This is a genomic window from Candidatus Saccharimonadales bacterium, assembly GCA_035758565.1.
Lineage (GTDB): Bacteria > Patescibacteriota > Saccharimonadia > Saccharimonadales > UBA10212 > DASTXL01.
The window spans coordinates 291,540-317,520 of the sequence record DASTXL010000002.1 but is presented as its reverse complement, the minus strand read 5'-3'; the positions used below and the strand labels follow the sequence as shown (position 1 = coordinate 317,520).

The 25,981-nt window shown below is 47.2% G+C and carries 29 protein-coding genes and 6 tRNA genes; 13 read left to right on the top strand and 22 right to left on the bottom strand.

Translation table 11 applies throughout. From position 1 onward, the window contains the following. Positions 1 to 150: 150 nt before the first annotated feature. Positions 151 to 227: transfer RNA gene (locus VFT49_04315), tRNA-Arg, on the bottom strand. A 41-nt stretch (positions 228 to 268) separates the two neighbouring features. Then, positions 269 to 811 carry a helix-turn-helix transcriptional regulator gene (locus VFT49_04310; protein ID HEU5005273.1) on the bottom strand — a complete coding sequence of 181 codons (543 nt, stop codon included), beginning with the start codon at positions 809 to 811 and terminating at the stop codon, positions 269 to 271. 52 nt (positions 812 to 863) lie between these two features. Between VFT49_04310 and murB the strand changes: the two genes are divergently transcribed. Together murB and VFT49_04300 are read left to right on the top strand one after the other, a co-directional pair. Next, the gene (gene murB, locus VFT49_04305) at positions 864 to 1,892 is read left to right on the top strand and encodes a UDP-N-acetylmuramate dehydrogenase (GenBank protein ID HEU5005272.1); all 1,029 of its coding nucleotides are present in this window, start codon (positions 864 to 866) and stop codon (positions 1,890 to 1,892) included. A gap of 42 nt (positions 1,893 to 1,934) precedes the next feature. Beyond that, entirely contained in the window at positions 1,935 to 2,450 is a 516-nt protein-coding gene (locus tag VFT49_04300) for a hypothetical protein (protein ID HEU5005271.1), read from the top strand. A 3-nt stretch (positions 2,451 to 2,453) separates the two neighbouring features. On the opposite strand, the gene glyA is transcribed toward VFT49_04300, so the two are convergent. Continuing rightward, complete coding sequence (gene glyA / locus VFT49_04295; protein HEU5005270.1) at positions 2,454 to 3,731, bottom strand: serine hydroxymethyltransferase; 1,278 nt, start codon at positions 3,729 to 3,731, stop codon at positions 2,454 to 2,456. 145 nt (positions 3,732 to 3,876) lie between these two features. Here glyA and VFT49_04290 point away from each other — a divergent pair, with 145 nt between their 5' ends. Further along, positions 3,877 to 5,403 carry a UDP-N-acetylglucosamine 1-carboxyvinyltransferase gene (locus tag VFT49_04290; protein HEU5005269.1) on the top strand — a complete coding sequence of 509 codons (1,527 nt, stop codon included), beginning with the start codon at positions 3,877 to 3,879 and terminating at the stop codon, positions 5,401 to 5,403. Here the strand turns inward: VFT49_04290 and VFT49_04285 are convergent. Then, the gene (locus VFT49_04285; GenBank protein HEU5005268.1) at positions 5,400 to 5,735 is read right to left on the bottom strand and encodes a YbjQ family protein; all 336 of its coding nucleotides are present in this window, start codon (positions 5,733 to 5,735) and stop codon (positions 5,400 to 5,402) included. The genes VFT49_04290 and VFT49_04285 overlap by 4 nt on opposite strands. 89 nt (positions 5,736 to 5,824) lie before the next feature. Here VFT49_04285 and VFT49_04280 point away from each other — a divergent pair. From VFT49_04280 to VFT49_04260, 5 genes are all read left to right on the top strand, one after another. Beyond that, a tRNA-Gly gene (locus VFT49_04280) sits at positions 5,825 to 5,899 on the top strand. 305 nt (positions 5,900 to 6,204) lie between these two features. Continuing rightward, a tRNA-Arg gene (locus tag VFT49_04275) sits at positions 6,205 to 6,281 on the top strand. Between the two features lie 217 nt (positions 6,282 to 6,498). Further along, positions 6,499 to 7,227: an endonuclease/exonuclease/phosphatase family protein gene (locus VFT49_04270; protein HEU5005267.1), complete on the top strand. Its 729-nt coding sequence runs from the start codon at positions 6,499 to 6,501 to the stop codon at positions 7,225 to 7,227. A gap of 404 nt (positions 7,228 to 7,631) precedes the next feature. Next, positions 7,632 to 7,708 (top strand) — tRNA-His (locus VFT49_04265). A gap of 11 nt (positions 7,709 to 7,719) precedes the next feature. Continuing rightward, the gene (locus VFT49_04260; protein HEU5005266.1) at positions 7,720 to 8,199 is read left to right on the top strand and encodes a VIT1/CCC1 transporter family protein; all 480 of its coding nucleotides are present in this window, start codon (positions 7,720 to 7,722) and stop codon (positions 8,197 to 8,199) included. Here the strand turns inward: VFT49_04260 and VFT49_04255 are convergent. Further along, a complete protein-coding gene (locus tag VFT49_04255; protein ID HEU5005265.1) occupies positions 8,196 to 8,834 on the bottom strand; it encodes a hypothetical protein in 639 nt (212 codons plus the stop codon). The two genes, VFT49_04260 and VFT49_04255, sit on opposite strands and share 4 nt — an antisense overlap. 221 nt (positions 8,835 to 9,055) lie before the next feature. Further along, a tRNA-Pro gene (locus tag VFT49_04250) sits at positions 9,056 to 9,132 on the bottom strand. 116 nt (positions 9,133 to 9,248) lie between these two features. Here VFT49_04250 and VFT49_04245 point away from each other — a divergent pair. Then, positions 9,249 to 10,103: a hypothetical protein gene (locus VFT49_04245; protein HEU5005264.1), complete on the top strand. Its 855-nt coding sequence runs from the start codon at positions 9,249 to 9,251 to the stop codon at positions 10,101 to 10,103. Between the two features lie 157 nt (positions 10,104 to 10,260). Further along, positions 10,261 to 10,337, top strand: a tRNA-Pro gene (locus tag VFT49_04240). A gap of 122 nt (positions 10,338 to 10,459) precedes the next feature. Here the strand turns inward: VFT49_04240 and VFT49_04235 are convergent. From VFT49_04235 to VFT49_04205, 7 genes are all read right to left on the bottom strand, one after another. Then, complete coding sequence (locus VFT49_04235) at positions 10,460 to 10,906, bottom strand: HAD-IA family hydrolase (protein ID HEU5005263.1); 447 nt, start codon at positions 10,904 to 10,906, stop codon at positions 10,460 to 10,462. After that, entirely contained in the window at positions 10,907 to 12,421 is a 1,515-nt protein-coding gene (rny, locus tag VFT49_04230) for a ribonuclease Y (protein HEU5005262.1), read from the bottom strand. It abuts the gene before it with no gap. Positions 12,422 to 12,603: 182 nt separating this feature from the next. Then, complete coding sequence (locus tag VFT49_04225) at positions 12,604 to 13,647, bottom strand: class F sortase (protein ID HEU5005261.1); 1,044 nt, start codon at positions 13,645 to 13,647, stop codon at positions 12,604 to 12,606. 80 nt (positions 13,648 to 13,727) lie between these two features. Then, on the bottom strand, positions 13,728 to 14,120 hold the full coding sequence (gene tsaB, locus VFT49_04220; protein ID HEU5005260.1) for a tRNA (adenosine(37)-N6)-threonylcarbamoyltransferase complex dimerization subunit type 1 TsaB: 393 nt from the start codon (positions 14,118 to 14,120) through the stop codon (positions 13,728 to 13,730). Next, entirely contained in the window at positions 14,117 to 14,605 is a 489-nt protein-coding gene (gene tsaE, locus VFT49_04215) for a tRNA (adenosine(37)-N6)-threonylcarbamoyltransferase complex ATPase subunit type 1 TsaE (GenBank protein HEU5005259.1), read from the bottom strand. The genes tsaB and tsaE overlap by 4 nt, the downstream gene beginning before the upstream one ends. Further along, on the bottom strand, positions 14,538 to 15,863 hold the full coding sequence (locus VFT49_04210; GenBank protein ID HEU5005258.1) for a lamin tail domain-containing protein: 1,326 nt from the start codon (positions 15,861 to 15,863) through the stop codon (positions 14,538 to 14,540). Before VFT49_04210 ends, tsaE begins: the two co-directional genes overlap by 68 nt. A gap of 168 nt (positions 15,864 to 16,031) precedes the next feature. Next, complete coding sequence (locus VFT49_04205; GenBank protein HEU5005257.1) at positions 16,032 to 16,502, bottom strand: hypothetical protein; 471 nt, start codon at positions 16,500 to 16,502, stop codon at positions 16,032 to 16,034. Positions 16,503 to 16,686: 184 nt separating this feature from the next. Here VFT49_04205 and VFT49_04200 point away from each other — a divergent pair, with 184 nt between their 5' ends. Next, positions 16,687 to 17,211, top strand: coding sequence for a hypothetical protein (locus VFT49_04200; GenBank protein ID HEU5005256.1), 525 nt, complete (start codon positions 16,687 to 16,689; stop codon positions 17,209 to 17,211). A gap of 91 nt (positions 17,212 to 17,302) precedes the next feature. Here the strand turns inward: VFT49_04200 and VFT49_04195 are convergent, their stop codons facing one another. The 3 genes from VFT49_04195 to recA are packed head-to-tail and all read right to left on the bottom strand — an operon-like array spanning position 17,303 to position 19,319. Next, positions 17,303 to 17,914 carry a RecX family transcriptional regulator gene (locus VFT49_04195; GenBank protein ID HEU5005255.1) on the bottom strand — a complete coding sequence of 204 codons (612 nt, stop codon included), beginning with the start codon at positions 17,912 to 17,914 and terminating at the stop codon, positions 17,303 to 17,305. After that, the gene (locus tag VFT49_04190; GenBank protein ID HEU5005254.1) at positions 17,914 to 18,294 is read right to left on the bottom strand and encodes a hypothetical protein; all 381 of its coding nucleotides are present in this window, start codon (positions 18,292 to 18,294) and stop codon (positions 17,914 to 17,916) included. The genes VFT49_04195 and VFT49_04190 overlap by 1 nt, the downstream gene beginning before the upstream one ends. Before the next feature lie 2 nt (positions 18,295 to 18,296). After that, positions 18,297 to 19,319 (bottom strand): recombinase RecA, encoded by a 1,023-nt coding sequence (gene recA / locus VFT49_04185; protein ID HEU5005253.1) that lies wholly within the window; start codon positions 19,317 to 19,319, stop codon positions 18,297 to 18,299. A 152-nt stretch (positions 19,320 to 19,471) separates the two neighbouring features. Here recA and VFT49_04180 point away from each other — a divergent pair, with 152 nt between their 5' ends. Continuing rightward, positions 19,472 to 19,960, top strand: coding sequence for a hypothetical protein (locus tag VFT49_04180; GenBank protein ID HEU5005252.1), 489 nt, complete (start codon positions 19,472 to 19,474; stop codon positions 19,958 to 19,960). 3 nt (positions 19,961 to 19,963) lie between these two features. On the opposite strand, the gene VFT49_04175 is transcribed toward VFT49_04180, so the two are convergent. The 5 genes from VFT49_04175 to tilS are packed head-to-tail and all read right to left on the bottom strand — an operon-like array spanning position 19,964 to position 25,057. Then, the gene (locus VFT49_04175; GenBank protein ID HEU5005251.1) at positions 19,964 to 20,560 is read right to left on the bottom strand and encodes a PH domain-containing protein; all 597 of its coding nucleotides are present in this window, start codon (positions 20,558 to 20,560) and stop codon (positions 19,964 to 19,966) included. Positions 20,561 to 20,571: 11 nt separating this feature from the next. Beyond that, entirely contained in the window at positions 20,572 to 21,603 is a 1,032-nt protein-coding gene (gene ruvB / locus VFT49_04170; protein ID HEU5005250.1) for a Holliday junction branch migration DNA helicase RuvB, read from the bottom strand. A 5-nt stretch (positions 21,604 to 21,608) separates the two neighbouring features. After that, positions 21,609 to 22,253, bottom strand: coding sequence for a C39 family peptidase (locus tag VFT49_04165; GenBank protein ID HEU5005249.1), 645 nt, complete (start codon positions 22,251 to 22,253; stop codon positions 21,609 to 21,611). 18 nt (positions 22,254 to 22,271) lie between these two features. Then, positions 22,272 to 24,146 carry an ATP-dependent zinc metalloprotease FtsH gene (ftsH, locus tag VFT49_04160; protein ID HEU5005248.1) on the bottom strand — a complete coding sequence of 625 codons (1,875 nt, stop codon included), beginning with the start codon at positions 24,144 to 24,146 and terminating at the stop codon, positions 22,272 to 22,274. Between the two features lie 20 nt (positions 24,147 to 24,166). Then, positions 24,167 to 25,057, bottom strand: coding sequence for a tRNA lysidine(34) synthetase TilS (gene tilS / locus VFT49_04155; GenBank protein ID HEU5005247.1), 891 nt, complete (start codon positions 25,055 to 25,057; stop codon positions 24,167 to 24,169). Between the two features lie 15 nt (positions 25,058 to 25,072). Between tilS and VFT49_04150 the strand changes: the two genes are divergently transcribed. After that, the gene (locus tag VFT49_04150) at positions 25,073 to 25,336 is read left to right on the top strand and encodes a hypothetical protein (GenBank protein ID HEU5005246.1); all 264 of its coding nucleotides are present in this window, start codon (positions 25,073 to 25,075) and stop codon (positions 25,334 to 25,336) included. Here VFT49_04150 and VFT49_04145 read toward each other — a convergent pair. After that, positions 25,333 to 25,869 (bottom strand): type 1 glutamine amidotransferase domain-containing protein, encoded by a 537-nt coding sequence (locus VFT49_04145; GenBank protein HEU5005245.1) that lies wholly within the window; start codon positions 25,867 to 25,869, stop codon positions 25,333 to 25,335. The genes VFT49_04150 and VFT49_04145 overlap by 4 nt on opposite strands. Between the last annotated feature and the right edge of the window lie 112 nt (positions 25,870 to 25,981).

Below are 25,981 nucleotides of genomic sequence, written 5' to 3'. Positions count from 1 at the left end.
ACTTGCTCTCTGAGCAAGCACTTCTTCGTTCAATCGTGCTCAGAATAAATTCTTGCGCGCGATTTTCACTACGCCGCACCGCCTCGGCGGTTCAATTCTGCCGGGCAGAATTACCAAAACAAAAACCCAGACAAGCTGGAGGTTTTATTTTGGTACCCGCGGACGGATTCGAACCGCCGACCCTCTGTTCCGAAGACAGATGCTCTAATCCACTGAGCTACGCGGGCAGAAATCAGGCAGGGACAGGGGTAATTATACCAAGTGTACGCTAAACTGTCTTATTCTGATCGGTTATTTGTTTTTTATGCAGCTGATTTTGTTTCTCTACTTGCGATAAAGTCGCAGATAACACTTCTAAAACACTTTTGGCGTGTTCACGACTCATGCCAACTCTAGCTACAGTTACCGGTCCGCTATTAGGATTCCCGCCTTGCAGGAAATTCATAACCACGCCGTAGTTATTAACTACCACATCAACTACATCGGTAAATAATACACGGTTTTCTTGGTTTTGAACCGGCTGGATAGTGGGCTCGTTTCGCATCTGGACTACAGGCACCTTACTTGATCCGTAACCGGCCATCTCCCACAACTTAACAGCCTCGTCATCTTGAGCGCCAAAGTGACTTATCAAAAGCAGCAAAACATCTTCACTCGGGCATTTCTCGCCCAGCTCAAAACTGGCAAGTTCTCGGGCGTCAATTTCTACGGCGCCACTGGCTTCGGCCAAGCTTTCGTTAACTCGTGAACGCAAGGCCTTTAGCTGCTGACCTAACAGCTTGTATTCTCCCTTTGAGTCGGTATTACTCATATAGAACCATTGTAGCACCCACAATTTGCTATAGCGAAGTATAATTAGATTAGTGAATATTCTTGAGAACGTAAGCTTGGCTAGTTATAGCACTATGCGTCTTGGCGGCAAGGCACGCTATTTGGCTGAGGCTGCTTCCCAGCGCGAAGTGGTCGAAATGGTGAATTGGGCCCAGGCCCAAGGTCTGGACTGCCTTATGATTGGCGGCGGCAGCAACATTGTCTGGCGTGACGAAGGCTACCCAGGGCTGATTATTGTTAATAAAATCATGGGTAAAGAAGTTTTGCATGAGGATGAAAATAGTGCAACTGTTCGCGTGGGCGCCGGCGAGGTCTGGGATGAAGTAGTCGCCTGGACCGTAGATCAAAAACTGTCGGGCCTTGAATTTTTGTCTTTAATTCCGGGCAGTGTTGGTGCCGGTCCGATACAAAACATTGGTGCTTACGGCGCCGAAATCGCAGACACTTTAGTTGAGGTGGCGGCGTACGATAAAAAATTAGGTAGCTTTGGGTCAATTTCTGGAAAGAACTGCGGCTTTGGCTACAGGACAAGTCGTTTTAAGACGACCGACCGCGGTCGCTTTGTTATTACCAGCGTAGTCATGAAGTTAAAAAAGTCCAACCCCCGCCCACCCTTTTATGAAGTCTTGCAAGCCTACCTAGATCAAAATCGGGTTCAAAACTACACGCCAGAAATCATCCGCAATGCTGTTATAGCCGTTCGCTCAGCCAAGTTGCCCGATCCGGCAATAGTGGCCAACAACGGCTCTTTTTTCACCAATCCCATAATTGGCGCTGATCAATTTGAAAGACTCAAAGAAAATTATCCTGAAATTAAGGGCTGGCCAGCTAGCGACGGCAGAGTAAAAATAGCTGCTGGCTGGCTGGTAGAACGAGCTGGCTTCCGTGGTTACCACGACGAGCAAACGGGCATGGCTACTAGCGAAAAACAGGCTTTAGTTCTAATAAATGAGCACGCTAAATCAACTGCTGATCTGCTGAAATTTAAGTCTAAAATTGTTGATAAAGTCGAGCAGATGTTCGACATTATTCTTGAGCAAGAGCCGGAACTGTTGCCTTAATTACCTTTGACAAAAACATTGTTATAAAATTATTCTTTTTGAATGGCAATAAACGAAGGCGAGTTTCAGGGCGGAACGATGATCGACCGCCAAATCGAAACTCTTGATTCAGCGCGCGATCGACTGACCGCTGAGGTCGAAAAATTTGTACTAAACCCATCGGCCGCTAATTTGGCGCGTTTTGACGTTGCCAGAATGATATCTTCGATTGATTTTTTTAATCTTATTTCGCTTGTGTGCGAGCTTGATGCTTCCGGCTCATCAAAAGCAGATACGCTTGATGTTTTTCATGCCGAAGAGATCAAAGCCAGAATAGATATTATCAACTCCGTTTTGGCTGAAGATGTACTTAGTTTTAATAAGGAGCGCGCTCTCTTTGATGAAGATTTAGAAGCGGTAGTAGATTCGCTAGACACAGCACAGTGGCAAACCATCGGCCAAGCTCTGTACTTAGGCTACGAGAATGGATCCACCAGAGACTTCAATAACGTTTTAGGAAAAGTAGGGCTAACTTACTTGTTCAGGCAACCTGATATATCTGTATTTTCGGACAGCTAACAATTAGTTGTCGCTTGGCAGCGGAAATTGCAAACTAAACTCTTTAACTTCGTTTTTTAGCTGCAATAGTTTCTTTTCGTCGCTGCGGTTTAGAATTGCTTGCTTCATCCACTCCGCCACCTGGCCCATATGCTCTTGCTTAAGGCCGCGGGTGGTCATGGCCGGCGTACCTAAACGCAGACCACTAGGCCTAAATGGAGGCAATGGATCATCCGGAATAGAGTTGCAATTAGCGCTTAGACCAACTTTGTCCAAAATATCCTGCACTTCACGGCCATTGACCCCAAAGCTGGTGTTAACGTCAGCCATAATCAAATGATTATCCGTGCCGTTGGTAACCAGTTTGAATCCGCGGCTCATCATCTCGTCGGCTAGTTTTTTGGCATTATCTAAAACGGCTTGGGCATAATTGTGGAATTCCGGTTTGAGCGCTTCGGCAAAAGCAACGGCTTTAGCCGCAGTATTGTTCATATGCGGACCCCCCTGAAAACCAGGAAAGACTTCGCGGTCAATTAATGTTGGTAGGTTCTCCAGAGTTTTTTCGACTTTTCTTAGCGGGTTGCCAACCTTGCCACGAGTTAAGATCATACCCCCGCGCGGGCCGCGCAAAGTTTTGTGCGTAGTGGTGGTAATGACATGGAAACCGTAATCAAAAGGGTTCGGTAGAACTTTGCCAGCAATCAACCCAGCAATATGGGCCATATCGGCCATGAGCATAGCGCCGCATTCATTGGCGATTTCGGCGAACTTGGCATAGTCAAGGTTGCGCGGGTAGCCGCTGAAGCCGGCTAAGATAATCTTTGGTTTTTCGCGCAGGGCAACCTGGCGCATTTCGTTATAGTCTATTTCGCCCGTCTCAACATCTTTGATTCCATAGCGCACAAAGTTGTAAAGCTTGGCCATGGTAGTAACCGGGTGGCCATGGGTTAGGTGCCCGCCATGATCAAGCTTCATGCCCAAAACCGTGTCGCCAGGTTCCAACCAAGCAAAATAGACAGCCACGTTAGCTGGGGCACCAGAATGTGGCTGAACGTTGGCATGATCGGCGTTAAACAATTTTTTAGCCCGCTCAATGGCTAGCGTTTCTAGCGGGTCGGTAAAATCTTGCCCCCCGTAATAACGTTTGCCCGGATAGCCCTCGGAGTATTTGTTTGTGAAAACACTGCCCAAAGCCGTCAAAACATCGCGGCTTACATAGTTTTCACTAGGTATTAACTCTAGCCCTTCCCTCTCTCTGTTTTCTTCGGCAGCAATCAGCTGCGCGGTCGTCTTGTCGTCCATCTCTAAAATCCTCATGCTTACTTTTACTTTGCCGGGGTTTAAGAGTAAGCTATAACATGACACCATTGTATCAAGTTATTTAAATCAAAAATTGCAGTAAAAAATACTTTGCCATAGATATCATATTTGATATAATTTTATAGAAATGCACCAGACAAACGAGCAAATTGGTTTATTAATTTCACAAATAAGGCAAGAGCGCGGGCTGACTCAAGCAGAATTTGCCCGGCGTTTAGGTACCAGCCAATCGGCCGTCAACCGCATAGAGCACGGCAAGCAAAACTTGAGCATTGAGACCGTTGGCCGAATCAGCGATGTTCTGAACAAGCAAATAATCTCTTTGGGTGGCGGAGCCGTAAACCTTCGTATAGAGGGCGGCCAGGAGCTTTCCGGCGAAATAGAAGTTAAAACCTCAAAAAATGCGGCCGTGGCTATATTGTGCGCTAGCTTATTAAACAAAGGCACAACTCGCCTAAAACGCGTGGCTAGGATTGAAGAAGTTAACCGCGTTATAGAAGTTTTAACTAGTATCGGCGTCCACATAAAATGGCTTCCTGGAAACGACCTCGAGATAAAACCACCAGCGCGTCTTAACTTAGACAAAATGAATAAAGAAGCCGCTCGCAAAACACGCATTGTTATCATGCTGGCCGGCGCCCTGATGCATGACTTTAAAGAGTTTAAAATACCTTACGCCGGCGGCTGCGAACTGGGTCGCAGAACAATAATCCCACACATTTACGCTCTGGAAGAGTTCGGCGCACGCATTGAAGCTCATAGTGGCCATTACGAAATCACAGTGAATAGAAGACAGCCTGTCAATCCCGTTGTTATGTACGAAATGAGTGACGTAGCAACCGAGAACGCTATTCTAGCGGCCGCTAGAATGGAAGGCGAAACTATCATTAAAGACGCCAGCGGCAATTATATGGTTCAAGACTTATGCTTTTACCTGCAGAAGTTGGGCGTCAAAATAGACGGCATAGGTTCGCCTACCTTGAAAATTCGCGGTGTTAAAAACATCAAGAAGAACGTCACTTATTCTTTGAGCGAGGATCCGGTTGAAGCTATCACCTTTATCTCAGCTGCGGTTGCGACAAATTCGCAAATAGCTATTAAGCGAGCGCCGATTGAATTCATAGACCTCGAACTTCTTAAGCTGCATCATATGGGCTTAAAGTACGACGTCAGTAAATTTTATAAAGCCGAAAACGGGCAAACAGACCTGGCCGACATTACAGTTTATAAGCACAATGGCGAACTGCACGCTCCAGAAGAAAAACTACATCCCCTGCCCGGCGGCGTTGGTATCAATATAGATAACTTGCCTTACTTTGTGCCAATTGCAGCTGTGGCTAAAGGTCGTACCATGATTCATGACTGGGTCTATGAAGACCGAGCTCTAATGTACACCGAGATGAAAAAGATTGGCGTTGATATGGAACTAGCCGACCCGCATCGCATTTTTATCAACGGACCAACCCGGTGGCGCGCCGCAGACATCGTTGCCCCAAGCGGCTTGCGGCCGGCCGTCATTGTGCTGATTGGCATGATGGCCGCCAGCGGTACCTCAATGCTGCGCAACATTTATACGATAAACAGAGGGTACGAAGATCTGGCCGAGCGACTCAACAGCCTAGGCGCTAAAATTACCATCGTTCACGAAACCTAAACCTTTTTGATTTTGACGGCCGTACCGTAAGCCGCGACTTCGCTCATAACACCGCCTATATCGGCCGTGTCAAAGCTCATGCCAATAACCGCGTTAGCGCCCTTTTCGGCGGCGCTCGCGCGCATACGCTCGACGGCTTGCTCGCGGCTGTCGCTCAATAAAGTTGTGTAGCCTTTGACCTCGCCCCCAAAAATTGTTCTAAAGCTAGCACCAATGTTACTGAACATGTTTCGGCTTCGAACTATCAAACCAAAAACCTCACCATAAACCTCTACTACCTTATAGCCCGGCACGTCGTTAGTAGTTGTTGTGACTACCAAAATTTCATCCATATTTTATCCCCCTTTAGTTTTATTGTACGCCTAAAAAGTTTAAGTGACAGATGGATTCTGCTATAATCACCTCTGTTATCGCCTAACGCGCGGGATTCGTATAACGGTTAATATGCAAGTTTTCCAAACTTGAGACGGGGTTTCGACTACCCCATCCCGCACCACCAATATGAGACAAAACCTATGTTTTTTCTCATCGCTCGTCGGCAAAGCCGAGTTTTGCCTTAAGCAAAACCAAGCTCGCTGCTCTTTTTCCTATAGAGCTAGGGTTTCCCTGCAAAATTTATTTTGTGGGGTAGAGGAGGAGTAGCGATAAGCTGAAGACGATGTGGCCATTAGGCCAGTCAGTAGCAACAAAATTTGTGAGGCAAGTAGTTGTCTTGCTCACAAATTTTAGAGGAGAAGCCTAGGCCAAGGTCGAAGCTTTTGCCGAGCAGGCAAAACGAGACAAGGCCGCAAGCTTCGACGAGCCCCCGTAGCTCAGTTGGATAGAGCAGGAGACTTCTAAGCTCAAGGTCGCAAGTTCGAATCTTGCCGGGGGTACCATAAAAATATCCCAGCTTGTCTGGGCTATTTTTATGGTCTTCTGACAGATTCGGTTTTGCGACGCGGCAGCGACAGCTGACGCAAGTCGCAAGTTCGGCGCAGCGAACAAACGCGCAGGAATTTATTCCGAGCATTTGTGAGCGGAGAAGCGTGGCGCTATCTTGCCGGGGGGTACCACAGTTGATTAATTTGCATATAAGTTAGATAATATAGCCTCATGACAGGGGCAGATTCAATCCGAGTAGCTTCCTTTAACATTCAGCATGGAGCAAAAGGTGATTACGGCCGCGGTTATCCCGGCTTGGTAGCCGCAGCCTGTAAAGAGCTCGACGCCGATATTCTTGGACTGCAGGAAGTAGACGTAGGCGTACCGCGCTCCAAAAAGATTGATCTGGCGGCAATTGCTGCAGAAGCCACAGGAATGAACTACGTGTTTGCTAAGACGCGCACCTACCGCGGCAAAGGTCGAGTTGGCAATGCTCTATTGGTAAGAGGCGATATTAGAAATGTTGAGGTACTGAAATTAAAAGGCGATTGGCAAAGATTCAAGCTTATGGGCCAATGCATCGAATTTTTGCCGGAGCCACGAAATATGATTATGGCCACGACGGCAATTCGAGGCTGCGAGCTATCTGTCGGCGTAACTCATACTGGGGGTAGAAAAAATCGCGAAATGCTTGGACGCGCAGCAACAGCTTTATTACAGCGTAGCGGTCCTCACATTTTGATGGGTGATTACAATATTGAACTCACCGAAGCCCGTGACTGCATGAGCGAGCATGGTCTTAACGTAATTGAGGGGCCGCCAACAAATCCGTCATGGGCTCCAACCAGACAGATTGACCACATTGCCCTAAATAGGTTACGGCTCCGGAGAGTGGAAGCTCCCCGACTTCCTATTAGTGATCACTTGGCGCTTGTCGCCGAAGTCGTACCCGTAGCCTAAGAGCTTATGATATAGCCGGCTTATGAGATTTTTAGGCTTAATTATTTTTGCGCTGGTCCTTATTCTCGCCTTTGAAGTTTGGATGTTTTTTGACGCGTTTAGAAATCCTCGATTGTCCTATAACGAAAAGTTTTTGTGGTGCATCGGCATGGTGTTCATTCACCCAATCGTCGCCATTGTTTATTATTTTGTGGCCTACTCAAACCGCCCTCGATAATTCCCCCCGTCTCTGTTATAATCATCCTGGTATAAATTTTGCAGGAGCCAGAAGAAGCGGCTGTTCTTACAATTTTGCAAAATCATCTTACGCTGATTTTGCAAAATTGAGAGGACGACCGCAGCCATAAATCGAAGTTTTTGACGCTACTGCGGCAAAACGAGATAATGGCGTACGGGAGGACGTGGCGGAAGTAGCTCAGTTGGTTAGAGCGCTGGATTGTGGCTCCGGAGGCCGTGGGTTCAAGTCCCATCTTTCGCCCCATTTTTATAATTATGGCCAAGAAACATACTGACGAATTTGTATTACAAACCGTCCAGCCTGGCCTGGCCGGTCTAATGGATGGTAGCGTTTCTACGCTGGCGCCGATATTTGCCGTGGCCTTTGCGACCCACAAACCACACTATGCATTCGTCACCGGTGTAGCCGCTGCTGTGGGCGCTGGAATAAGCATGGCTTTTGCCGAGGCTTTAAGCGACGACGGATCTTTAACCGGTCGCGGCCATCCTTTCAGACGCGGAGTTATTATTGGCTTGATGACCTTCCTGGGAGGTATTTTTCATACTCTGCCCTTTTTACTGCACAACTTCCACGCCGCCATTATCACGGCCTTCGTTGTCGTGGGTGTAGAGCTGATGGTAATTAGCTACATTCGATATAAGTTTTTTGAAACGCCGCTTTGGCGTTCACTTGCCATCGTAATGTTGGGCGGAGCTATTGTCTTTGGAGCCGGCATTTTAATAGGCGCTTCTTAGTTCAGAGAACTTAAGGCCAGCAGAGCTATTAACGGCACTGCGAGATTATCAAGACCCAGTATTACAGTGTTTTCTATTAATGTTAGCGCCGGTGGAAGCAAAATCACGACCAACCAATATTCATGCGGCTTTAAGTGTTGGCCAGATAAACCAATTGCCAGGATAATTAAAGACACCGCCCAGAAGGTAGCCGATCCAGCAATCGACTTTGTTTGATCAAAAATTTTGTAGCTGTTAGACTTACCATATTTTTTACCCACCAAGGCAGCTAAGCCGTCCGAAAGCGACATTATTAAAATAGCAATCGCAAAATAAGTTTTATTAGTTATAAATAAAGCACTGAAGAAAATAGTCAAAGCGAAAAATAAATCGCCATAACTATCTCTGTTTATGCGATCTGAAAAGTGCAGCACCGTGACCACCCTGTTCAACGCCACGACAATAGCCATTGCCAAGCCAATAATCCAGATTGAGCGCCAACTTATTAACCACGGCCAACTAGCCACAAAGCATCCGGTCGTTATGTGAATTAGTTTGCGTTGCAGTTCACCACGCAAGATCTTTTTGCGCCACAAGTACTCTGCCAGAACCAAGATTAAAAAAGGAATTAAAAGGCAAAGAAAAATGTTTAGCATTAACGTTATTGTATCGCGATTGCCTAAACAAAAATAGAATACGATTTGGTCGGGGTGAGAGGACTTGAGTTATCATGCGCCTGCGACAAAATTGCTAAAGCAATTGCGCAAGGCGGTCAAGCAAGGAAAACATGAACAGCCAACTGGCTATTCATGCCTATCGGTTTAAGTTGTACTCTCAATAAATAAAAACTGACCAAATTTTATTGGTCAGCTTTTATTGGTCGGGGTGAGAGGACTTGAACCTCCGACCTCAGCGTCCCGAACGCTGCGCGCTAGCCAACTGCGCCACACCCCGCTATAGCCCTAAAAGAAACCGTAGGCTGTCTTTCGGCGACCTAACAGGGGTAATTATAGCAGAACTCTCTTTTTAAACTTACTAAAAGCTGGTAGAATTAGTCTAACTTAAGCACTATGTTTTCAAAGAAAAATGGAACCAACGTAACTCGAGTTGTGCGCAACGCCGGCGAGATAAGTGGCCAGGGACTGTCATCGCTCCGCCGCGATATTTTCATAATCGTCTATCCTGTTATGGTTTTTTTGGTAGTACTGGTTACGGTACCGACGATTAACGCACTGATCTTAGCCGCCTTCAACGGAGCAGCCCATCATTCAATCTTCTCATTTGACGAGCAAGCCACAAAAAGTGTCTTTTACTATATTGCTGTCTTGGTTACTGCTCTTTACACCGCACTTATAATTTCCTTTTTCACCTGCCTTATAAGCGCCGCTGTGCTAGCCGAACTCGACGGCCAACCAACCCCATTTTTACAAGGCCTAAAGTTGATATATAAGAATAAAGGCAAGATCAGCCGCTTTGGGATATTTTCTATTCCTTTTGTCTTTATACCGGTTGGCGTTATGGCCCAAAAACACAAAATTTTTAAAAGCACCGCGGCCGTCGTTGGCAGTTCGTACTCACTCAGCATGGCTCAGCTGGCGCCGGCAATTCTCTCCGAAGACGAAGAGGATCTATTTGAAACCGTCCGCCACACTATAGCAACGTTGGGTCAAGCGTGGCGTGAAGGATTAGTTCTAAAAATTGGCAGCTATCTTTTGATTTTGATCTTAGCCGGCGTCAGCTTACTACCCAAAGCTCTTAGTCATTCTCAAAATAACGGTGGAGCCCGGCTTGCCAGCTGGCTGGTGCCAATCGTAGTGTTCTTAGGCTTCTTGATTGTAACCAAGGTTTTAAGCGCTGTATTCACTGCCACGCTTTACTGGAGAGTAATTACTAACGACGGCAAAAAAGGCAAGTTGCTAGACTAGCTATTACCTCTGTTCTTTGCTATAATTTGCCAAGTTCTTAAACCAATTTAACAAAAATCCGCTTTAGCAATTTTTGTTAAATTGAGAGGAGGAATCTAGGCTTAGACCGAAGCTTTTGCGGAACCGCAAAACGAGGAAAAGCCGCAAATTCCGACGACGGGGATTGGCGCAGTTGGCTAGCGCGCGCGGTTTGGGACCGCGAGGTCGGAGGTTCGAGTCCTCTATCCCCGACCATAAAAAATACGCCCACCTTTTGGTGAGCTTATTTTTATCTTTGAGATAAGGCCCGGTCTGCCACTCGGCGGCGAAGCTGACAATAGTCGGAGGTTCGGTGGAGCAAGCGAAAGCGTTGTCCTCTATCCTCGCCCAATTAGATGCGGGTGTCTTTTAGGCGGTCTTTTATTTTCTTTGCTTAACAAATGATTGATATCTACAAGCAGTTGTCTGGCCGATTTGGAGTGCAGGGTTTTGAAACCAAGCTTTTGAGCGGGAACAAGTAGATCCTCTCGGTTGTCGACAAAAAGTATTTCGTGAGGTTTTAAGCCAAATTTTTTAACCGCCAGCATATAAAAGTCCGGATTGGGTTTAGACATTTTTTCTTTATACGACAGCAGTACTAAATCGTAGCCGTCATAGCCTCGCGTTAACTTATAAACTTGCGCAAACCCCCAGATGACATTAGACAGCATGCCAACCTTGATTCCATCTTGCCTAAGCTGCTTAGCCAGCCGCCGCATTCTAAACCGGGGCAATAACCACTTAGACATTACCCCGTCGTTATCGAACAGAATAGCTTTGATCATTTATTTAGCGAATTCGATTGCCCGCGTTTCGCGAATAACGTTAACCTTGATCGTGCCAGGATATTGCATGGTAGATTCAATCTTGTTTGCTATGTCACGAGCCATCTTGATAGCTGTCAGATCATCGACTTGCTTCGGCCTAACAAATACGCGGACTTCTCGACCGGCGCTGATAGCGTAGGCTTTTTCAATGCCGTCAAATGAGAGGGCGGTGTTTTCTAGGTCTTTCATGCGCTCTGCGAAGTTTTCGGCGCTGACGTTGCGCGCACCCGGACGAGCACCGCTAATAGCGTCAACCACCCGGACAATCAATGCTTCTACGCTGGTTGCTTCCATGTCGTCGTGGTGTTGTTCGGCAGCCAAAGCAACTTCTTCCGGAGCGCCATATTTACGCAGCATCTCGCCGGTAATGTGGTGGTGCTTGCCTTCTACCTTGTGACTCAAGGCTTTGCCCATATCGTGAGTTAACGCGGCATACTTCGCCACCTTAACATTGGCGCCAAGTTCTTCGGCCAACACGCCGGCCAGCTGGGCCATCTCAACCGAGTGTTTGAGTACGTTCTGGCCGTAGCTGGTACGATACTTAAGTTCGCCAACCAGCTGCAAAACTTCTTTTGGAATACCAACCAAGCCCACCTCGCGCGCAGCATCTTCGCCAGCGCGAACTACTTCTTTTTGGACCTGCTTTTGAGCTTTTTCGACTACTTCCTCAATGCGTCCCGGATGGACTCGCCCGTCCTTTAGTAGCATCTCAAGACTCAAGCGGGCAACTTCACGACGAACCGGGTCAAAACTAGAAAGCACAATATAGCCAGGAGTATCGTCGACCATAATGTCGACGCCGGTTGCTCGCTGCAAAGCCTGAATATTGCGGCCTTCTTTACCGATAATTCGGCCTTTCATTTCTTCGTCTTCCAACTTCACAGATGTAACTGTGCGCTCAGCTGTTACTTCGCTAGCCATACGCTCCATAGTGGTCGCTAGAATCATGGCCGATAATTCCTCGGCGTTATCACGAGCTTCGTTTTGCAATTTATTAACTAAATTCAAAAGATCACCGCGAATATCGCGTTCGGTCATGGTCATTAATTTTTCAGCAGCCTCCGTCTTGGTGAGTTTAGCGATTTTCTCCAATTTATCCTGCTGCTTGCTGCGGATATCGCGAATCTCATTTTTGAGTTCTTCGACTTCAGACTCCGCCTTACGAAGGTTCTCGCTACGCTTATCAAGATCATCCAGTTTTTTGTCCAGTGATTCTTCGCGGTTGAGCAGACGCTGCTCAATATCCTTTAGTTCGTTGCGGCGTCTTTGCTCGTCTTTTCGAGTCTCTTCCACTCGTCGAGCGGCATCTTCTTCGGCTTTGCGAATAGTTTCAGCAGCCTCTTTTTTAGCTTTTCGAAGTTCTTTTTCCGCCTCTTCGGCTGCTTTGCCTTGTTGCCTGCGAGTAACGGCTACGCCTCCACCTCCACCAATAGCAAGACCAGCTATTCCTAGCAAAATAGCAAGTACAATCATCGTCTAGTCTCCTTGTTTTTCAGAAACCCGGCAGTCTTTATAAGCAATCACTATCACTTCGTTAGCTTTAAGGCGCGGGTATCAAATATTAATATCGTGTAGTTCGGAAATCCCCAAAACAAATAGAAATCCTAAAAATACTATACGTATTTTTTTGGTCTTAAGCAATGAAAATGATTGCTTTAGATTTGCTCAGTATAGACAATTACCCTTTGGTTAAAACCGGGATTCACAGAGGAATTTTCTGTAGCAACAGCCACTAAATTCAAGCAGGAGCGAGCCTGGTCAACACCTTTGGTCGCCATGGCCATATCGACATTTTGCGAATTGTATGTTTCGGTTTTCATAACTTGGTACTTAAAGATTTGATTATCGCCCCGTGTTATCTGAATGATATCGCCGACACGAACATTAACAAGATTGTAGAACGCGCCCTTTGTACTGCCGTCTGAAATCTGACCAGCCATAACACTAGTTCCCGGTTCGCCAAGTTTTTCAGATGAACTATCCCATGCAACATCATTCACGTTGAAGGCTGTTTGCACGACGCCGGCCTTTTCGGCCAGGGCCTTAACTCTGGCGTGTACGCCCAAGTAAGTTATGTCGATTATTTTCGGCTGATCGGCGGCAACAGAGTATTCTTTGACGGCCTGGGCACTAACCGGAGCGGTGGCGGCATTTGCTTCAACGACTTGCAGATTACTCGGCTGATTAGCAATTTTACTATGCGAAAAATAAAATCTGTAAGCACCGAGCGCCGCTACTGTTATCACAGCCACTATCACTAAAGTACGTGGTCTAGGCCTAAACCTTAAGTATTTGTCGGCGAAATCTAGCGCTCTTTCTTTGATATCTAAAAGCCAGTCACCAGCCAGCTTAACATTCTGGCCGGCTCGCATCATCAAATTAGGCTGCTGCGCTATTTCTATTACCTCAGGTTCTATAGCGACAGGTGGTGACTTGTAGGAAGCTGACGAGTCAGCTTCAAAACTGTTTATCGGAGAGTTGGGTGGAGCTTCCAGCGAGGCGACAAAATCCACTCGGTCGGCGGATTCAACCGGTTTAGGATTATTTGCCGAGCTCAAAGAAATGTCTGAGATTGATTTAGGATTTATAGCAGGCGGACGTTTTTCGTAGACTATCGGGCGACGCTCAAAACCACGCATGCGCGAACGCAAATCAGCGTCCATCGAGGTATTGTTCATAAAAATGTTAGTGCCGTCCATAACCCACTTTTTAAAGTTTTAGTTTTAATAAACTTTCACCTATAAATATGCGGTGAAGCTTATGCTTTTGTCAAGGGGAGCTACTTCTTGGGCGCAGTCACGTGAGCTGGCGCACCGTATTCGGGCAAAGCTATTTTGTCATTGTTGTTTGCCTTTAGGCTGGAGACACCTTGAGCAATCCAAGCTCCGGAATCAGAGCCAGTGATTGGGATCGATAAAGAATAAGCCAGAGCGTTAGCGACCGACAAGCCAATCCTAAGGCCGGTAAAACTGCCCGGACCCTTGAACACTACTATTCCTTGGATATCTTGCGGTGATTTGCTTGACTTGTTAAGTATTTCTTCAATTTTCTGGTGAATTGTTTCCGCCAATTCCCTATGCGCATGCCATGTTTCGTAAGCCAACTGCTTTTCGTTTTCGTAAACACCCAGTTCGGCTTCTGGCTTGTCTGTTCTGATTGTCAAAATTATCACGGCTTTACCTCTTCCCATTCGGTTTCAACAGCGCGGATCAAGCCAGCAAAATTTTCGGAATAGGAAAAAATTATCTGGCGCTCATCCGGGTCGTTTGGCGTCGAGCTGAAGCTAATAGTAATGCGATTTTGTGGCAAAACATCATTTACTATGTCGCTCCATTCAACAACAGTGACCACTTTGCCGTCATTGACTGATTCCGCTAATTGATCGGCGATAATGCCAGGCTCGTCCAGGCGGTAAAAGTCAAAATGATGAACCTCCAGCCCTCCGCGGCATTTATAAATTTTGCTTAGCGTAAAGGTTGGGCTAGTTGCATTGTCCTGGCTACCCAGACCTTTAACCAAACCTTTGGTAAATGTAGTCTTGCCGCCGCCAAGATCGGCCGCCAGTTCGATAACTTCGCCACCGGCGAGTTTATTTCCTAGCAGCTCGCCGAGCCGCGATGTATCGTCGGACGCGGTAGAGGTTGTTTGCCAAGTCATTACGGTACTCATAGCCAGCATATAGTAACGCGGCAGCACCAACCCCAGCAAGCGTCCAAGCGTGTATGGGCGTAGACACGATTGTAGTGTTACTAAAGCTATTAGGCGCTGAGTTTGAACTACCCGTGGAAAGTCCTTTTACAGTTGGAGCCGAAGATTTGTTAGCCTTAGATGAATCAGGCGACGCTTGGTTGACTACATTAGTAGCACCAGGCGTTGGCGCGTTAGTCCAATACCATTTGCCGTTAGCCAGCGCCCAAGACATGCCGTCTTTAGCAGAGCTATAGGCGTCGGATTGACTAATCGTAGTGCCCAGAGGATCTAGCAAAATCGCCTGGCTTGAAGTATTGCTCAACGTTAGCCCAGTATCGGCTGAGTAAAACGCCGTGAAGCTTTTAGCTGGCAAAAGCGTGCTGTCTTCAAAAGAATATTTATGTTTGGTGGTCAAACCAGTCTCTAAGGCAAAACCCGAAAGATCGAAGGCAGTATCGTTAGGATTGTAAAGTTCTATAAACTCATCCGTATCATCTGTGCCACTGCCAGATGGGTTGGGCAAAAGCTCACTGATTTGCGGAGCTTTTAAGCCAATATCAGCAGCCGGTAAGCCAACCAAACCCTGACCTTCAGCAACGCTTTCAATAATAGCCGGCGGGCTGGAATCGTTCTCTGGCCAAACTGCCGCAGTCGTACTGGTTGAGCCGTTGTAAGTAGTCAGTGTGCAACCAGACATATCAGTCAAGAGCCAGCCGCTTGAAGTATCGTAAAACCACACCGGGTTAGCATATTGGCTGGTCTCTTCACTAAGGTTAACGTCAGAGGAGGTGGATTTATTCCAGCGTACTTGGGCTTGGTTGCCCGATAGTAGGCTAAAGCCGCTCGACGTTTGCTCCCAAAGGTTGAGTGTGCCTTTGCTGTCACTGAGTGACGGCGACAGGTCGCTTACTATGTCGGCATCGCAGGTATTAACTGTCCCGCCGCCGCTAAGTAAAACTACCCCGCCTGATGGTAGCCGGTAGTCCGGCAAATCCTGAACAGGGGGTGCCATGCTTGTATCGCTGCCTACGTACCCTAACCAATAATCACTTAGGTGATCAATATCGTTGTTACCGGTGTTCTGTATAATTACAAACTCATCGTCGGTTATCTTTATCTCTCGTATTGATAGGGACGATCCAGTGGCAAATGCGTTGCCAGGTATAAGCACCGAACTTAATAAAACCACCGCTACCACCCAAGAGAATATCCTCGGACGCTTCATTTGTGAGTGATTGTATTTAAGCGAACCATAAAGAGCAAGCAGTAGCAGTTTACTTTCCAAGAGCCACCAAAACTTGATGAACCTTGGGAAGGGCCCAGAACGGCTCGAGTGAACGAGCCGCTGCACCATGTCTCGCCAGAGACATGCTGGGCGTGTGCGGGGGAGGACCTAGGCCGGGTAGCCGGGGATGAAGTCGGCGGGCAGCTCGACGCGGGACGAGAACCGCTCCCGCTGCTGGCGCTTCCGGCGTCGCTCCGCCATGAGCGCGTTGTAGCGCGGCGAGTTGACGTACTCGCGCAAGATGAGCGCGATGCACATCGCCAGCGTGGCCAGCAGGAGCGACCCACCGAGCATGGCCCGCAGGCTGTGCCAGGTGGGGTAGCTGTTCCAGAACGTCGTGTTCGGGAACTGGTTCGGCGAGATCTCCTTGCCGGCCATCAGGCCGGCAGCCACGCAGGTGGGCGAGAGCACGAACCAGAACGACAGCTGGCCGAGCAGCCGGGCCGCCTTCTGCAGGCCCGTGCTCCAGTGGCTGAGCAGCGTGTCGCGTACCTTCTCGACGACGTAACAGGTGTTGCAAACCGCCCCAACCAACAGGGTCAGGTACACGGCCGTCAGCAGCTCGTGCGAATAACTCACGGATTCCTCCTCGAATTCGCGACCACCGCTAAGGTGATCAGGGTTCTATCCCAGACTTGCTCTTGCTTTAAACAATAACACTTGCCTGAAACCAACTATATTTTAACATAATCACCTTAAAATATCAATAGCATGAGCGGTTTGGCTAACTATCAAAAACCTCTTAAAGCGCTATACTTAAATCATGTTGCGATTAAGCGCATCTTTATTTAATCAACCAGTAGTCAGCCTACGTGTAGGGGGCAAGATTGCTACGGCCACAGAGCCCATAATTAACCCTCATAATCTAAAGATTATTGGCTGGTGGTGCCGTGTTGGCGGGGAGGAAGAACTGCAAGTTCTACTAGCTGACGATGTCCGAGATTTATTAATTGACGCTATAACCGTAAATAACGAAGAGGCTTTGTCATCGGTAGAAGATTTAGTTCGCCACAGAGAAATTATAGACCTTGATTTTAAACTCATGGGCAAGCTGGTCCGAACCAAGCGCACCAAGATTGGCCATGTAGAAGATTTTAGCTACAACGAGGGAATGTTTGTGCAGAAACTGTACGTGGGCAAATCGCTGGTGAAAGTTTTGACCAATAATGCTACGGCCATAATTGACCGGACTCAGATTATTGAAGTCACTGATAATTACATTTTGGTACAGGACACCGACATTAAGGCTGGGGCAGAAGAAGTTTCGGCGGCGGCTGTAACCGCTTAGCCTGATTCTTTTAGCGCTTGCCGAACCTTGTCGTTAGAAATTCCTTGACTAGTTAAGTACTAAGCCTCATAAAATGCACTCCGTTGGCATTTTATGGGGTCCCCAAAACTTTCTTTATAGTTTTATCAACTAATTCGTAGCTAAACCCCTGCACCACTAAATACTGCTTAAGCTTTACCGGGTCGTTTTTGTAGCGCGTTAAATTTTTCTTTTTATCAATAATGGCCTTTATGGCTTCTTCTTCGTTGATTTCTTGGCCTTCCATAACAATATCCAACTGCTCTCCACTGATCCCCTTCTTCATAAGCTCCATGCGAATAGCCCGGCGGCTTTTATTTTTGCGAGTCTGAAGATCAATAAACCAAGCAGCAAACTTAATATCATCCAAATAGCCTTTGGCGCTAAATTCTTCCCTCAATGTTTCGCCGAATTCCGGATCGGCTTTTTTGCGGTAGAGATAATCTTTGAACTCTTTGGTGCTGTGCGGGCGATTCAACAGCCACTCCAGAGCCCTGGCTCGCAGTTTGCCGTCTTCTGATATTTTTTTAAACTTTTTAAGGTCTGCTTTGTTTAACTCTTGACCGTTGGTAATTTTGTACTTAACAACCTCGTCAAGGCTCAATGAAAATTCGTACTTTCCATCAACAAAAATACTAACCCGCTTCGGGTTCTTGACTTGCTGTTTTAAGGTCGTAATTTTCATTAGTCCCCAAGCGGCAAAAGCGGCAGATACTCGCCGTCTCGGCGGTCAAAACCAAACGTTGTATATTCGTTGCCACCGCCTCTTTGCAGGATATCTAGCCAGTACTGCAGAACTGTCTCGTCGGTGTTAACCTCTACCAGAGAATTAAATGCGTCTATAGCCACAACTTTAATCGGGCCTTCACCGGTTGGAGTGAATTTTTCTCTCACAGGCAATAGAACACTCTGCCAAGAGGCACTCACCGCCTCAGGATGGTCACCGTTTGAGGTTGCTTTGTTCACTACAAAGTTACCAACTATCGAACCATGGATTCTTCCCAAAATCTCACTGGTTCTATCTCTAGCTGCCTGCCATTCTTCTTCGGTTTCAAAACCAGACATTGTTATTCCTTGGTGGCGGCGGCAACGGTTTGCTCGGCGACTTTTTCGAAAACTTTTGGATTGTCGGCTAGATACTTCTTGGCGGCTTCGCGGCCTTGGGCAATCTTTTGGCCTTCGTATTCGAACCAAGCACCCGATTTACCAACTACGTTGTGAGCTACAGCCAGGTCAATTACGTCACCTTCGCGACTAATACCTTGATTGTACATAATGTCGAATTCGGCCTCGCGGAACGGCGGAGCGATCTTGTTTTTGACTACTTTTACTCGGCAGTGATTGCCGATTACGGCATCGCCTTGCTTAATTTGGCTAATGCGGCGGATATCCATGCGTACGCTGGCATAAAATTTCAGCGCGTTACCACCGGTTGTAGTTTCTGGGTTGCCAAACATCACACCAATCTTCATGCGCAGCTGGTTGACGAATATAACCGTGCACTTGGTGCGACTGATAATACCGGTTAGTTTGCGCAAGGCTTGGCTCATCAAGCGGGCCTGCAAGCCCATGTGGGCGTCGCCCATATCGCCTTCGATTTCCGCTTGTGGCACAAGTGCTGCTACCGAGTCGACAACAATAATGTCAACGGCGTTAGACCGCACCAAAGTCTCGACAACTTCTAGTGCTTGCTCGCCGCTGTCTGGCTGGCTTATCAAAAGATTATCAATATTAACGCCCAAGCGCTTGGCGTAAGCCGGATCGAGCGCGTGCTCCGCATCAACGTAGGCAGCCGTACCACCGGATTTTTGAACTTCGGCCACGGCGTGCAGGCAAACCGTGGTTTTACCAGAACTTTCCGGACCATAAATTTCTATGATGCGGCCTTTTGGAATACCGCCGCCCAGGGCCAAGTCTAAACTTAAGCTGCCGGTTGGAATGGTCTCGACATTTGCCGCGTGGGCTTCGCCCAACCGCATAATGCTGCCCTTACCGAATTGCTTTTCAATCTGGTCAACTGCTAATTTCAGCGCCTGCTCTTTGCCGCTAGCGGCCTTATCGCTCGTTGGTGCTTTTGTCTTATCTGCCACCTTATACCTCCTCATCAAATACGTATAAATAGTATAGCTGGTTTTTGCCGGTACGTGAAAAATGTTGCTGCATTTACTTCTATTTAAGCGTTAGCTATTTTTGTAGAGAAGTTGATAACACGCTTATGCTATAATTTGGAGGTAATAATTTTGTGGGAATGCACATAAAACTAAAAGATAAGTTATCCGGCTTCACAACGATCGAACTCTTGATCGTCATCGTTCTCATAGTCATTTTGGGCTCGTTAGTTTTGGTAACCCACAATGGCGTCGAAGAGCGAAACCGAGACACCGAACGAAAATCCGACATCGTAAAGCTAGAGGCTCAAATAGAGACCTATCAGGCCGAGACCGATAAATACCCAAGCGTAAAGCAGATGGATAGTGCGTCTTTTAGGTCACAAAATATGAAAGAACTTGATGTCAGCAGTCTAACTGACCCTTTGTGGAAGTCTAGCAATAGCTCTTGCACTTCTAGCGGTCAGGTCCAATTGCAAGCATCGGCTACGCCATCCAAGGGTTGCTATGGCTACGACCCTTCACCAGCAGGCTGCGATAACGACCACACTGACTGTACTAGTTACATGCTAACCGCCAACTTAGAAACCGGCGGAAGCTATATCAAAGCTTCTGTAAAATAAAAATTATCTGACAGCTCTAGCGTAGGCCTGTCGGGCTTCTAGAATTTTATCAGCAATATCGTTTGGCTTAGGGCAAAGCGGGAAAATAAAGTTATCTTCTTCACCGGCAGTCTGAATGGTTAGGGTGCCGTAATTAAACATGCTGGGCAGTATTCCGTTTTGCTCGGCACTTACATCTTCGACATTAGACATACTGAGCCTTGAGGTCTTTTTGCTAAATAACGATTTTTGAACCACAGTAACCAGACTTTTATCTGTGACTATTACTCGGCATTGTCGATAGACAAACCTTTGGATAAGCAGCGGTACGAGGATGATGCCGCTAAGCAAGATGGCGCCACCAAGGATTGGGCCCTTGTAGCCGGATGGTATCTGCCCGAAAACATCGTTGTTGGCAAGAATAGCGAGCGCAAATATAGCGCCGACAGCTATTACCATTTGCGCGTAGATTCCAATAATCCCCACTGCATGACGGTGGATTACGTCCATAACTTGTTCGCCCGGCTCAACCAAAGAAGAGTCAGCGTTTTTAACTGCCATTGCACCAATTTTGCTAGCGGCTGGTTCAATCGAAGACTGATTAGATTGGTCTGGTTCCATATTTCTTATGATTATAGCAAGCTAGCCTGCTCTTTGGTTTTCGGATTTTTACCTAAGTGTTTCCAAGCACGCAATGTTGCCTTGCGGCCCCGCGGCGTACGCTCTAACAGGCCGATCTGCATCAGGTATGGTTCGTTAACGTCTTCGATAGTTGTTCGTTCTTCGGCAGTTAAGGCTGCCAGGGTCTCAACACCAACCGGGCCGCCGTCGTAATGCTCGATTATCGCAGTCAAAAGCTGGCGGTCTGATGGGTCTAAGCCAAGCTCGTCAATCTCGAGCAGCTTCAAAGCTTGCCCGGCGACCTTTTCGTCAATAATTCCGTCACCGTTAATATCGGCATAGTCACGCACGCGTTTTAGCAAACGGTTAGCTATGCGCGGTGTCAAACGAGAGCGTTCAGCTAGTAGGCCAGCAGCCTTTTTATCAACCGGAACATTCAAAATCTTGGCTGAGCGGTTAATAATTCTACCGATTTCATCCGGAGCATAAAACTCTAGACGATGAATTAAGCCAAAACGGTCTCGCAGAGGAGCGGCCAGCGAACCGGTGCGAGTGGTGGCGCCGATGATTGTGAACTTAGGTAAGTCCAAGCGTAAGCTGCGAGCACTTGGCCCTTTGCCAAGCATAATGTCTAACTTGAAATCTTCCATGGCACTGTACAGGACTTCTTCGACTGTTCGGTGCAGACGGTGAATTTCGTCAATGAATAAAATATCGCCGTCTTGCAAATTAGTGAGCAAGCTAGCCAGATCACCGGCCCGTTCAATTGCCGGGCCGCTTGTAATTCTAATTTGGGCGCCCATTTCGTTGGCAATTACAGTTGCCATGGTGGTTTTGCCCAAACCCGGCGGACCATAGAGCAAAATATGGTCGATTGCCTCGCCACGTTTCTTTGCAGCATCAATAGCTAGCTTTAAGTTTTTCTTTAAGCGTTCCTGGCCAACATAATTAGCAAAATCACGTGGACGCAAAGAGTTTTCTAATTGTTCCTCTGCTGGATCATCTGTCGGACCAGCAGTGTTCACAATTCGTTCGATAGCCATACCCTTTAGTTTAGCATTTCACTGCTAGCTTCGGGTTGTTTGGATATAACCCAACAGCCATTCTTCAGCCACTGCGGCAGGTCGAAGGTACTAAACTCGGTTTGATTTCGGTTCGGCAATTTTCCCTCTTGGTATTGGTCTGTGTCGTTATTGTCAACAACCATAAATCTCTGCAAATCTTCGGAAATACCCCTGATAACTATAACGTGAGCGGCGTTAGTGAAGGGACTTTCACTGTTAAAACTTGCAATTACGATGTGGCCGTTCGCCAAATGATCTCTGAGTTTTTCTACTTCAACCAAGCTCGAAACTTGAATCTTATCCACTACTTGCAGTTGATAGACTCGACAAAAAATATCGAGAGCTTTATCTACCGCGGTCCCATTTTTAGTATGAGCCGATTCCAAGAGTTCGGCCACTTGGTTTGGAAAAATGAAAGTATTATGAAAAGTTGAAGCAACCTCGGCTAGCGTAGTTGGTACGCAACCGGTCACGCCTAACTTTGCTGGCGGCAAAGCGCCATCGGCGTAGGCGTATTCAGCCTCCTCCCACCTAGGGTCATGCATATCGAAATGAACAATTGATCGTCCCACAAAGCCCGGCGGACAATCATATTTTGTCTCCTGGCGGTGTGTGAGGGTAACTTCCATTTCTTAAGGTCTATTTGATTAGTACAAGGCGGCGGCTTTGGGTAAGTGCGATCCTTTTAGCAATTTCATTACATCGTCGGCTTCGACGGTTTCTTTTTCTATTAGGGCTTTTTTAAGAACCTCAAGTTTATCCATATTAGATTTAAGAACGGTACGGGCCCTGTTGGCGGCCTCTGTAATCAGGTTCTCAACTTCATCGTCTATGACCTTGGCAGTTTCGTCCGAATATTGGCGCTCGCGAACCAGGCGATCCAGCATCACGCCTTCGTCAACATGAAAAACTTGGTCGCGCAATTTTTTGCCCATACCCTGGTTGACTACCATCTCGCGGGCTAGTTCGGCGGCCTTTTGCAAATCGTTGCCAGCGCCAGTGGTTACACGCTCCGACCCGTAGATGAGCTCCTCGGCGATACGACCACCCAACATTCGAGCTAGTACATCTTTATATTCAATGATGCTGTGATAGCTCTTATCTTCCGGTGGAATAAACCAGGTGACGCCACCGGTTGGGCCACGCGGGATGATGGTAACCTTGTGAACCATGTCGCTGTCTGGCAGCACATGGCCAACCACGGCATGGCCAGCCTCATGATAAGCGGTGAGCTCTTTTTCTTTGTCGCTCATTACTTTGCTTTTGCGCTCCGGACCAATGGCGACTTTTTCGAAAGCGTTAACTACGTCTTCGTTCTCGATTACTTTGCGATTATTGCGAGCGGCTAAAATTGCTGCTTCGTTAGCAATATTGGCCAGGTCGGCACCGCTGCTGCCGGCAGTTTTGGCAGCCAACGAGTTGAGGTCGACATCTTTGCTGACTGGCTTGTCGGCAAAGTGAACCTTCAGTATAGATTCGCGGGCTGGGCGGTCCGGGAGGTCAATGTTGACACGGCGGTCAAAGCGCCCTGGGCGAAGCAACGCTGGATCGAGTACATCGGCGCGGTTAGTAGCGGCAAGAACAATAACGTTCTGGCCTTGTTCAAAGCCGTCCATTTCTACCAAAATCTGGTTCAAAGTTTGCTCGCGCTCATCGTGCCCACCACCCATGCCGGATCCGCGACGGCGACCGACAGCATCAATTTCGTCGATAAAGATTATGCACGGCGAATTCTTTTTGGCCTTATTAAATAAGTCACGTACTCGGCTAGCACCAACGCCCACAAACATCTCCACGAATTCAGAACCGCTGATTGAAAAGAATGGCGCGTTGGCCTCGCCGGCTACGGCCCGGGCCAGCATGGTTTTACCGGTTCCGGGTGGACCAACCAGCAAAACGCCTTTTGGAATTTTGGCGCCCACGCCCTCAAACTTTTTAGGAAACTTCAAAAACTCTACCACTTCTTGCAGATCCTGTTTGGCCTCATCGTTTCCGGCAACACTAGAAAAGTTTATCTTGTCTTTCTCGGTACCATACAAACGGGCGCGGCTTTTACCGAAACTTAGTGCTTGATTGCCCTGACCCTGCGCGCTCCTGAACATGAAAATCAAAATCAAAGCGATTATCACCACCGGCAAAACTCCAACCAGCAGTTGATCCCAAATGCTGGTACCGCTGTCGCTGGTTGGCTTGTTAACCAGCTCAACTTTGCCCTGCTTTAGACCTTGTTCGTAAATGCTTGAACCTGGTTCTTTGTAAGATTTTTCGGTAACTACGCTTTTGCCTTTGGGTATAATATCTAGCTCGTCGCCGTTGACGGTTATTTGCTTGATTTGACCATCGTTGGCCTGACTAATAACCTGAGAAAAAGGAACTGTTTTTAGTTGAGTGGGCGTTTTGAAAGCCGCATAAAAAATCAAACCAAACAGAATAACCAGCACTATAAAACCAACATTTTTAAAATTGTTGTTCTTGTTCTTGCCGCCTCGGCCACTATTCAGTCGTAATTTCTTTCTGTCCATATCCATACATTATATCAGTTTTAGCGGTCATTAGTCTCTAGTAAGGCGGTCGTTTTAGACAAAACTACGTCTATATTTTTCCCCAGGTTAAACCGAGCCGACGGTTGGCCGGTTTTGACAAAAGCAAGCAAGCTGTTAATTAATTTTTTATCGTAGTCAAAAAAGCCGGACATTCTTAGCCAGTGCGCAATGAATTCCGAAGCAACATCGTTAGAAAGAACGCTTAGCCTGGATCTGATGATCCCGTCCTTGGTTGCCAGGTAGCCGTTCAGGTCTTGAAGCGCTTCGGTTTTGACCTGCGTGTTGCTGGCCAGATTGCTAAGGTTTTCTAGCAGGTTATCTCGCTGCCTAGTGCTCAGATTCGGAATAACTTTTAAACGTAAGTAATTGCGCAAGTATTTATCGTCACTGTTGGTGGAATCTTCGTGCCATTTAATATTATTTTTCTTGGCATATTCGATAATTTCATTTTTACCAACTTTTAATAGCGGCCTGAGTACGCCAGTGTTATTGCTAATGGCCGTTAGACCTCTAGGTCCTGTGCCGCGCAAAATATTGATGAAGGCTGTTTCAATCAAGTCATCCTGATGATGAGCGGTGATTATCGCACTTGCGCCGTATTTCTTTTTTACGTTTTCTAAAAATTTATAGCGAACCTGGCGAGCAGCCGCTTCGCTGGCTTCGGGGCCTAAGTTTGCCCTACCAATCTCGATGGGTAATCCATGTTTTTTAGAAGTCTGCACAACTAATTCTTCGTCGATCTGCGCATCCGAACGAATTCCGTGATTAAAGTGCGCCACGATAATCTTTGCGCCGAGTTGGCTTGCCAAAATGTCGAGTAGAACCATAGAGTCCACACCCCCGCTTACGGCCACAACGTATTTACCAGGTTTCAAATCGGACAATTCCATTTTATTATCTTAGCAGTGAAAGATACCGAAATCTTAAAACGGCTCGACAGGTTGGAAGCCCGCAACAAACGGGTTGAAGCTGATAAAGCCTGGGAAACCAGCTGGCTCAGGCGGCTCATTATTATGCTTCTTACCTACCTTACGGTTGTCTGCTACCTTTCAATTGTCGTCCATATCGATCCGTGGGTTAATGCCGTGGTGCCGGTGGCCGGCTTCTTTGTCTCGACCCTAACTGTATCGGCCGTTAAAAAGCGCTGGGTTTCTCGTAAAACAAGCTAAGCCAGGGCGTTAATTAGAGCATCGTTAAATGCTGGCAAATCATCGGGGTTGCGGCTAGTAATTAAGTTGTCGTCAATCACAACTTCTTCATCAACCCATTCGGCTCCGGCATTTCGCATATCGTCTTGGATCGTAAAAAAGCTTGTCAGCTTCTTGCCGCGAGCCAAACCCGCGCTAACTAATATCCACGGAGCATGGCATATCACCGCTGTAGGTTTTCCTTCCTCATCCATAATCTTGGTTACAAAATCACGAGCTTTCTGATTCATGCGCAAGTTATCGGCGTTCACCGCACCGCCTGGAAGAACTAGCGCATCGTAGTCTTCGGCATTAGCTTCATCGAGATTTTTGTCGACCTTAACTTTTTGGCCGGGATCAACGTGCTTTAAACCTTGAATCTTATCTTTTTTATCACTAATTACTTCAACTTCTGCGCCGGCTTCGCGCAGGGCTTTGACCGGCTCGGTTAGTTCTGCTTCTTCAAAGTAATCAGCTGCGACAACAGCCACTTTTTTGCCAGATAAATCAGCCATAAATCCTCCTTGAAGTTACTATTTACTAAAGATAGTCCGTGTCGCACCAACGGGCTGTAACTTATTTAACTTATGGATTTTTAAAGCGGTAGTTTAATAAAAATACTAAAAG